The organism is Acinetobacter sp. 766875 (assembly GCF_000582055.1).
GTDB classification, from domain to species: Bacteria; Pseudomonadota; Gammaproteobacteria; order Pseudomonadales; family Moraxellaceae; genus Acinetobacter; species Acinetobacter nosocomialis.
In genome coordinates this window covers 72378-80547 of the sequence record NZ_JEXX01000017.1, presented here as the reverse complement: position 1 = coordinate 80547, position 8170 = coordinate 72378, and the positions used below count along the sequence as shown (strand labels likewise).

General features: G+C 40.5%; 9 protein-coding genes. 2 read left to right on the top strand and 7 right to left on the bottom strand.

The annotated features are described in order from the left end of the window. The 5 genes from J576_RS14025 to J576_RS14005 form a co-directional block, all read right to left on the bottom strand. The coding region (locus J576_RS14025; RefSeq protein ID WP_033855642.1) for a CoA-transferase at positions 1-260 on the bottom strand (260 nt) is incomplete at its 3' end. A gap of 18 nt (positions 261-278) precedes the next feature. Continuing rightward, positions 279-950 carry a 3-oxoacid CoA-transferase subunit A gene (locus J576_RS14020; protein ID WP_033855641.1) on the bottom strand — a complete coding sequence of 224 codons (672 nt, stop codon included), beginning with the start codon at positions 948-950 and terminating at the stop codon, positions 279-281. Between the two features lie 134 nt (positions 951-1084). After that, positions 1085-2005, bottom strand: a complete 921-nt coding sequence (gene catA / locus J576_RS14015) for a catechol 1,2-dioxygenase (protein WP_002050835.1) — start codon at positions 2003-2005, stop codon at positions 1085-1087. Positions 2006-2165: 160 nt separating this feature from the next. Further along, entirely contained in the window at positions 2166-2456 is a 291-nt protein-coding gene (catC, locus tag J576_RS14010; protein ID WP_000897236.1) for a muconolactone Delta-isomerase, read from the bottom strand. Positions 2457-2479: 23 nt separating this feature from the next. Further along, on the bottom strand, positions 2480-3586 hold the full coding sequence (locus J576_RS14005; protein WP_025467874.1) for a muconate/chloromuconate family cycloisomerase: 1107 nt from the start codon (positions 3584-3586) through the stop codon (positions 2480-2482). Between the two features lie 100 nt (positions 3587-3686). On the opposite strand from J576_RS14005, the gene J576_RS14000 reads away from it, so the two are divergent. Further along, positions 3687-4601 carry a LysR family transcriptional regulator gene (locus J576_RS14000; RefSeq protein WP_002050855.1) on the top strand — a complete coding sequence of 305 codons (915 nt, stop codon included), beginning with the start codon at positions 3687-3689 and terminating at the stop codon, positions 4599-4601. A gap of 81 nt (positions 4602-4682) precedes the next feature. Next, positions 4683-5477 carry a TorF family putative porin gene (locus J576_RS13995; protein WP_002050879.1) on the top strand — a complete coding sequence of 265 codons (795 nt, stop codon included), beginning with the start codon at positions 4683-4685 and terminating at the stop codon, positions 5475-5477. A 61-nt stretch (positions 5478-5538) separates the two neighbouring features. Here the strand turns inward: J576_RS13995 and J576_RS13990 are convergent, their stop codons facing one another. Together J576_RS13990 and J576_RS13985 are read right to left on the bottom strand one after the other, a co-directional pair. Beyond that, the gene (locus J576_RS13990) at positions 5539-6255 is read right to left on the bottom strand and encodes a FadR/GntR family transcriptional regulator (protein ID WP_000029961.1); all 717 of its coding nucleotides are present in this window, start codon (positions 6253-6255) and stop codon (positions 5539-5541) included. 83 nt (positions 6256-6338) lie between these two features. Continuing rightward, positions 6339-8072, bottom strand: a complete 1734-nt coding sequence (locus J576_RS13985; RefSeq protein ID WP_033855640.1) for an IlvD/Edd family dehydratase — start codon at positions 8070-8072, stop codon at positions 6339-6341. Between the last annotated feature and the right edge of the window lie 98 nt (positions 8073-8170).

Here is an 8170-nt window from a genome sequence, read left to right as displayed (position 1 = left end):
TGGAAAAAGCTGCCGCCTTCTAGCATGGTCACAAACTCTTTACCCGCATTAATCAGTTCAGGGTCTTCTTCACCTACAGCTGGTGGTGGGCCAAATGCCAATAGGCCATTTTCAGAATGAAGGAAAATATCTTTATCGTTAGGTAAGTAGCTGGCAATTTTAGTCGGTAAGCCAATGCCCAAGTTTACATAGGCGCCATCGGGAATATCTTGTGCCACACGTTGTGCAATCTGGTCACGGCTGAGTTTCTGGTAGCTCATGTTATTTCTCCTTATTGCTTACTGTGCGGGCTGTACTTGTACAACATGCTGTACAAAAATGCCTGGGGTGATGATGTGTTCAGGGTCTAATCCCCCCAGCTCAACCACTTCAGAAACCTGGGCAATGGTGACATCAGCAGCCATGGCCATGATCGGGCCAAAGTTACGTGCAGATTTACGGTAAACCAGATTGCCCCAGCGGTCGCCCTTGTAGGCTTTGATCAAGGCAAAGTCAGCCTTGATCGGATACTCAAGCACGTAGTCTTTACCATCAATATGACGGGTTTCTTTACCTTCGGCCAAAAGTGTTCCAAAGCCAGTTGGGGTAAACACAGCACCTAACCCCATACCTGCTGCCTGAATACGGCATGCCAGATTGCCTTGCGGTACCAGTTCAAGTTCAACCTTTCCGGCACGGTACAGTTCATCAAATACATAAGAATCCGACTGACGTGGGAAAGAACAAATCACTTTTTTAACTGAACCAGCCTTAAGCAGTTTAGCGAGACCATAGTCACCATTACCGGCATTGTTGCTCACAATGGTTAAGCCTTTAACACCGAGTTCAATCAGACCGTCAATGAGTTCAGCGGGTTGTCCTGCGGTACCAAAACCACCAATCAGTATGGTTGCACCATCTTTAATCTGCGATAAAACCTCGCTTAGTGAGGACTTACTTTTGTCAATCATGTGAGAAACCTTAGAGCATGAGGTAACGTGATGTATTACTACCGCTAAAAATTTATTCAAATTCTTAATGGTAGTAATAAATGGAGTAAATTTTGTGAGTCAAAAGCGAACTTTTAACTCACATACACTTTCAATTAAGCACTAGCGCGACGACGTTCAACTTCAGTTGAAGGAGCAGCAGCAGCTTCTTTAACCAATTCAATGTTAAATGTGATGTGTTTGAAAGAGTGATCTAAACCACGGCGTTGAATTTCAGCAGGGTCTGTTACATCTACTGCTGTTGCCACTAAACCGTCACGAGTAGCGAAAGCAAAGTCATCCCATAAGTACTCATCACCTTCAATGTTGAATTGAGTAGTTAGCTTGCGGTAACCCGGTGCAGAAACGAAGTAGTGAACGTGAGATGGACGGTTACCATGACGGCCTAATTTGTTAAGAAGAGCCTGTGTTGTACCTTCAGGAGGGCATCCATAACCAACTGGCATAGTGGTTAACGCTACATATTTACCATCTGCATCAGTGAAAATGGTACGGCGTAAGTTAAAGTCAGATTGAGACTTATCAAAGAATGAATAGTTACCTAAACTGTTGGCATGCCATACTTCAACTTTAGCATTTTCAATAATATTGCCATCCGTGTCAGTTACTTTACCTTCAATAATTAAGGTATCGATTTTGCCAGATTCTGTACCATCATCCATACGAGCAAAACCAACAGATTCAGGCGCGCCAGCTACATAAAGTGGGCCTTCGATAGTACGTGGTGTGCCACCCGTAACGCCAGCTTTTGCATCTGCTTCATCTGCACGTAAATCAAGATAGTGCTCTAAACCTAAGCCAGCTGCCAAAAGACCAAGTTCGTTTGCTTGACCAGCATCTGTGAAATATTCCAAACCTTTCCATACTTCTGAAGGTTGAATATCTAAATCTTCAATGGCTTGAAATAAATCCCCAAGAAGGCGCACTACAATTTGTTGAACACGTGCATCAACTTCGCCTTTTGCAGTGTCGACATTCATTTGTTTTACAAGCGCATCAATTTGTTGACGGTTCATACTAAAACTCCTTAAGTATGCAATACGGTTTTGGGTGGCAGCGCTGCGGGCATTTTCTTTTGCTAGCGAATAAGTGCCGCCACGTTCCTTGTTACCTTCTGAATAATCTGCTTGGTTTTTAAATGGACTTCAGAGATCACATTTAAAAAATTCTTTTGGTTTACGAATCATCATCACGAACAGAAGAAGGGTGGCGATTAAGTGCCATCACTTCAATGTTCATGTAAGGATAGAGAGGTAAACCCTGTAAAATATTGTGCAATTCTTCATTGCTCTCGACATCAAAAATACTGATGTTTGAGTACTGGCCTGTAATTCGCCAGATGTGACGCCATTTACCTTGACGTTGTAAATCTTGCGAATAGGCTTTTTCAACGGCCTTAATTTCATTTGCTTTGTCGGCTGGCATATCAAGTGGAATATGCACATCCATACGTACATGAAATAACATGGGAAACTCCTTATCCTGTTGCCTTAACGACGTAACTTCTCGACTTTATCTTCATCAATTTCAATGCCTAAGCCGGGAGCCGTTGGCAAGTGCAATTCAAAGTTTTCGTAACGTAGCGGTTCTTTCAGAATTTCTTCGGTAAGCAATAACGGACCAAATAATTCAGTACCAAACGCTAATGTTTCAAAGGTTGCAAACGCATGAGCAGAAGCCATGCTACCTACAGGGCCTTCAAGCATAGTGCCGCCATAAAGATCAATTCCAGCCAAACCTGCAACCTTGGCAACTTCACACGCTTCGATCAGACCACCAGATTGTTCAATCTTCACCGCAAATACATCTGCACCATGACTTTTTGCAATACGATATGCGCTGTCAGGACCAGTTAAAGCTTCATCTGCCATAATTGCGACATCAAAACGCTGTGTTAAACGCGCAAGTGCTTCAGTGTTCTGAATAGCACAAGGCTGTTCAATTAAATCAATCCCGCCATCTTGAAGCTGTTGAATACCTTGAATACATTCCAGCTCTGACCATGCACGATTTACGTCAACGCGTACACTAATATCTGCACCTAATGCTTTTTTAATCGCAATCACATGGTCAACATCTTGCTGTAAAGGACGCGCACCAATTTTAAGTTTGAACGTGTTGTGGCGCTTTAGCTCAATCATTTTGCGAGCTTCAGCAATATCTTTTTCTGTGTTGCCAGACGCAAGCGTCCAAAGCACAGGTAAACTATTACGCAGACGTCCACCTAAAACTTCGCTTAATGGCACGCCTAAACGTTTGGCCTGAATATCAAGTAGGGCAGTCTGAATGGCACACTTGGCAAAGCGGTTACCATTAATATTTTTACGAATCAGTTTTAGTGTTTGTGCAACATTTAAATCTTTAACTGATGTCAGTAATGGTGCAAAGTAGGTATCAATATTGGCTTTGACACTCTCAGGACTTTCTTCACCATAGTTCAGCCCACCAATGGTGGTGGCTTCACCCCAACCGACAATACCATCCGTGGTCGTAATTTTAACGAGTACCAAAGTCTGGGTACGCATAGTAGTCACAGACAACTGGTGAGGACGGATAGTTGGAATATCCACAAGTATGGTTTCTATGGTTCTATACATGAAGTTTCAACTATTACGAACTTGTTTGTATACCATAGAAGAATGTAATAGCCTAAAATAGATATAGAACGGTATTTTAAGATACTAAAAAGGTATATTAATGGAATTAAGACATCTACGTTATTTTGTTACCGTTGTTGAAGAACAGAGTCTGACGAAAGCCGCAGAAAAGCTTTTTATTGCTCAGCCACCTTTAACACGCCAAATCAAAAAACTAGAAGAAGAATTAGGGATCGATTTATTCGAAAAAGGCTCTCGTCCATTAAAAGTAACGGAAGCAGGGCTGTTTTTTTACCAGCATGCGGTGCAAATTTTGACTCACACCGCTCAAGCTGCTTCGATGGCTAAAAAAATGAAGCTGGTCGAGAACGTTGTTAAAGTGGGTTATGTGAGTTCGCTTCTTTATGGGCGATTACCACAAGTCATCTATCTATTTAGGCAAAAAAATCCTGACATTCATGTTGAGCTTATTGAGTGTGGTACACGAGATCAGGTAGAAGCATTAAAACTTGGCAAAATCGATTTAGGATTTGGGCGATTACCAATTAGTGATCCAGCGATTAAGCGACTTCTGCTTAGAAAAGAAAAGTTAAAACTCGCAATCCATAAAAAACACCCATTAAGTGATTTCCAAGAGACAGGAATTTATTTATCTCAAATTATCAATGAGACAATTTTTTCTTATCCAACTACACCTAAACCAAATTTTTCGACCACTATTCAAGCTTTATTTACCAAATTAGGTCTTGTTCCGGCCAAGCTGACTGAAGTAAGAGAAATTCATATGGCACTTGGCTTAGTGGCATCCGGAGAAGGTATTTGTATTATTCCGGAAAGTGCCTGTGATATTGGTATGAAAAATCTAACTTATTTAAATATTTTAGATTTAGAAGCCTATAGTCCGATCTCTCTATCCATGCGCAATATGGACCAAAGTTCCTATATTCCTAAAATTTTAGATTGCATTGAAGAGATCTATAGCGAAGAAGAAGTATCCAGAAATTTAAATTTATAACTTTTTAATACGTTTTAAATTGAATTATCATGTTATTTTAAAACTTTAAACCTATAGGTAATATGTAAAAGGAATTATTGAATGAGAAAAATTTTAGGTTTAGCTTCACTTATTATGTCTACTAGCGTTGTACATGCGGAACAATTAAAAGAACAAGAAAAAACTTCTCCTTATAGCGCGAATGTGACTTTTGCTAGTCAATATATTTCACGTGGTTTCCAACAAACTTGGGGTAAACCAGCCTTACAAGGTGGACTGGATTATGCTAACCCGAATGGTTTTTTTGTAGGAACTTGGGCATCAAGTGTCAGCTCTAACTATCTGCGAGATGCTTCAGTTGAATGGGATTTTTATACAGGTTATTTAAAAACAATCGATAAATTCTCGATTGGTATGTCTATTTTTTATTATTACTATCCAGGCGCGAAAAGCACACCAGAAACGGGAAATACGAGTTATAACTATGGTGAAATCGTACCTCAAATTGGCTATGGTCCTTTAAGCCTCAAATACTTTGTGACTTACACGCCAGATTACGCTGGTTATAACTCTAAAACCATGGGTGGACCTGCTGGTAAAAGGTCAAGAGGATCAAGTTATTTAGATGTTAACTTTAACCAGCCGATCAGTGAAACTTGGACTTTTGGTGCCCACTATGGCTATGAAAGAATCAAAAACTTTTCAGAGTCGAACTTTCAAGATGTTAAAGCCGAAGTAATTAAAGATTTAGGTGATGGTTGGAGTACAGGATTAGCCTATACCAAGGCATGGGATAAAAATGCTTATTATAAAAAGTATAGCAATGGTGAGCCGGGCGCACCTATTTCAAATCCAATTGATTCAACTTTTACAGTCTCTGTAAAAAAGGTGTTCTAATTTATAAATAAAAAGCCTGATCACTTTTTGTTATCAGGCTTTAAAAATTTCATATACAAAATTATTTTTTAATTAAATCATACGCCATCTTAGTGTCATCTAGCTGAACGAGTGAAGCATGGCGAGCAGAGAGCGGATCTTTATTTTCAATTGCTGTCAAAATTGCTTTATGTCTTGGTAGCGAATGGCCTTGCAAATTTGGACGTAAGCTTGTTACTTGAATTGATTGCTGCAAAGGTAAAACCAACATTTTTGACATATAAGCCAACAAATCATTATGCGTTGCTTTAGCAATTGCTAAGTGAAACTGAATATCGGGTTCTATAAACTCTTCAACTGTTGTCGCTTTTTCCATGCCTTCATAGGCTTGTTTAATGCGCTCAATATCCTCTTCATTTGCTGTACTTGCCGCGATATAAGCAAGCTCTGGTTCTAAAACTCGTCGTACAGTAGAAAGGGTTTTAAAAAACTCGTGCTCAGGGGTTGTTTGAATCAACCAAAACAGTACATCCGGATCGAGCAAATGCCATTCTTCTTTCGGCCTAACCACAGTCCCGATTTTAGGTCTTGAGTAAGTTAAACCTTTAGCATTTAAAACACGGATGGCTTCGCGAAAGACAGGGCGGCTGACTTTATATTCTTCACATAAATCAACTTCACTTGGGAGTTTTTCATTTTCTGAGATTTCTCCGGAAACGATTTTTAATCCCAATTGTTGAACGATTAATGCATGTTGGCTTTTGCTTGGAATAGGATTTTTATAGTCAGCTTTACTCATATTTCACTATTACGAGATGTTGAATATCCTATGGTATAGATGACCTTGTGTTTTAACAAGATCATCTTTTTCAAGAATAAATATTAATGAGAATGACGTGGAACTTCCGAGCCACGGCAACCGACTAAGAAATCAAAATCACAGCCTTCATCGGCTTTTAAAACATGTTCTACATAGAGCTTACGGTAGCCGCCAATAAAACTTGGTGGAGCTGGAGGCGCTAAATTTTCAAGACGTTGCTGAAGTTCTTCATCACTCACTTCTAGGTGAAGTTTTCCAGCATAGGCATCAAGTTCAATAAAGTCGCCATTTTGAACTACAGCCAAAGGCCCTCCAGCCATAGCTTCAGGGGCAACATGCAAAACTACTGTGCCATAAGCTGTTCCACTCATACGTGCGTCGGAAATACGGACCATGTCGGTAATGCCTTTGGCTAAAATTTTTGGTGGCAGCCCCATATTTCCTACCTCGGCCATGCCCGGATAGCCTTTAGGGCCGGCATTTTTCATCACAAGAATACAAGTTTCATCGACATCTAGATCTGGGTCATTAATGCGGGCTTTATAATCATCGAAGTTTTCAAATACGACTGCACGACCACGGTGTTTCATCAACTCCGGTGTGGCAGCAGATGGTTTAAGCACTGCACCTTTAGGCGCTAAATTACCGCGTAAAATACACATACCGCCATCTTGTCGAATTGGGTTATCTATTTTCCGAATCACTTCATCGTTATAAATAGGTGATTGCTGGCAGTTTTCCCAAATGGTTTGACCGTTTACGGTTAAAGCTTGTGGATTTGGCAAGAGATTGGCTTCACCCATGCGACGAATCACGGCTGGCAAGCCGCCGCTATAATAGAACTCTTCCATTAAAAAACGACCTGAAGGCTGTAAGTCGACAATGGTTGGCATGCCACGGCCAACTCGGTTCCAGTCATCAAGTTGTAAATCAACCCCAATGCGTCCGGCAATTGCTTTTAGGTGAATTACTGCATTGGTAGAACCACCAATAGCTGCATTAACTTTAATGGCATTTTCAAAGGCTTCTTTTGTTAAAATTTTAGAAAGGCGTAAATCTTCATGAACCATATCAACAATACGCATACCAGAAAGATGAGCCAACACATAACGGCGAGAATCTACCGCTGGAATGGCCGCATTGTGGGGTAAAGAAGTGCCTAGTGCTTCAGCCATACACGCCATTGTAGAGGCTGTGCCCATGGTGTTACATGTACCAGCCGAACGAGACATACCAGACTCGGCAGATAAAAATTCATTTAAATCAATTTTGCCTGCTTTTAACTCTTCATGCATTTGCCAAACGATAGTACCTGCACCAATGTCTTTACCTTTGTGCTTACCATTCAGCATTGGTCCACCAGTCACTACAATGGCAGGAATATCACAACTTGCAGCTCCCATTAATAATGCAGGGGTGGTTTTGTCACAACCTGTTAGTAAAACCACACCGTCAATAGGGTTACCACGAATCGCTTCTTCAACATCCATACTGGCTAAGTTACGGGTAAACATGGCGGTAGGACGTAAATTCGACTCACCATTTGAAAATACAGGAAACTCAACAGGGTAGCCGCCCGCTTCTAAAATCCCTTTTTTTACGTGTTCGGCAATTTTTCGGAAATGCGCATTACATGGGGTGAGTTCAGACCACGTATTACAAATTCCAATAATGGGCTTGCCTTGAAACTCATGATCTGGAATTCCTTGGTTCTTCATCCAGCTACGATACATAAAGCCATTTTTATCCGTTGTACCAAACCAGGCAGCCGAACGAAGAACTTGTTTGTTATTCATACAAATTTCCCTATATAGTATTACTATTATAATTAATTTAATTAAAAATACACCATAAATTTTATTTTTAAAAGGTTTGAAATTTAAATAGTATTACT

Excerpts from the sequence above, each read along its gene's own strand:
- J576_RS14020 (WP_033855641.1), bottom strand. The coding sequence starts at position 950 with ATGATTGACAAAAGTAAGTCCTCACTAAGCGAGGTTTTATCGCAGATT.
- catA (WP_002050835.1), bottom strand. The coding sequence starts at position 2,005 with ATGAACCGTCAACAAATTGATGCGCTTGTAAAACAAATGAATGTCGAC.
- catC (WP_000897236.1), bottom strand. The coding sequence starts at position 2,456 with ATGTTATTTCATGTACGTATGGATGTGCATATTCCACTTGATATGCCA.
- J576_RS14005 (WP_025467874.1), bottom strand. The coding sequence starts at position 3,586 with ATGTATAGAACCATAGAAACCATACTTGTGGATATTCCAACTATCCGT.
- J576_RS14000 (WP_002050855.1), top strand. The coding sequence starts at position 3,687 with ATGGAATTAAGACATCTACGTTATTTTGTTACCGTTGTTGAAGAACAG.
- J576_RS13995 (WP_002050879.1), top strand. The coding sequence starts at position 4,683 with ATGAGAAAAATTTTAGGTTTAGCTTCACTTATTATGTCTACTAGCGTT.
- J576_RS13990 (WP_000029961.1), bottom strand. The coding sequence starts at position 6,255 with ATGAGTAAAGCTGACTATAAAAATCCTATTCCAAGCAAAAGCCAACAT.
- J576_RS13985 (WP_033855640.1), bottom strand. The coding sequence starts at position 8,072 with ATGAATAACAAACAAGTTCTTCGTTCGGCTGCCTGGTTTGGTACAACG.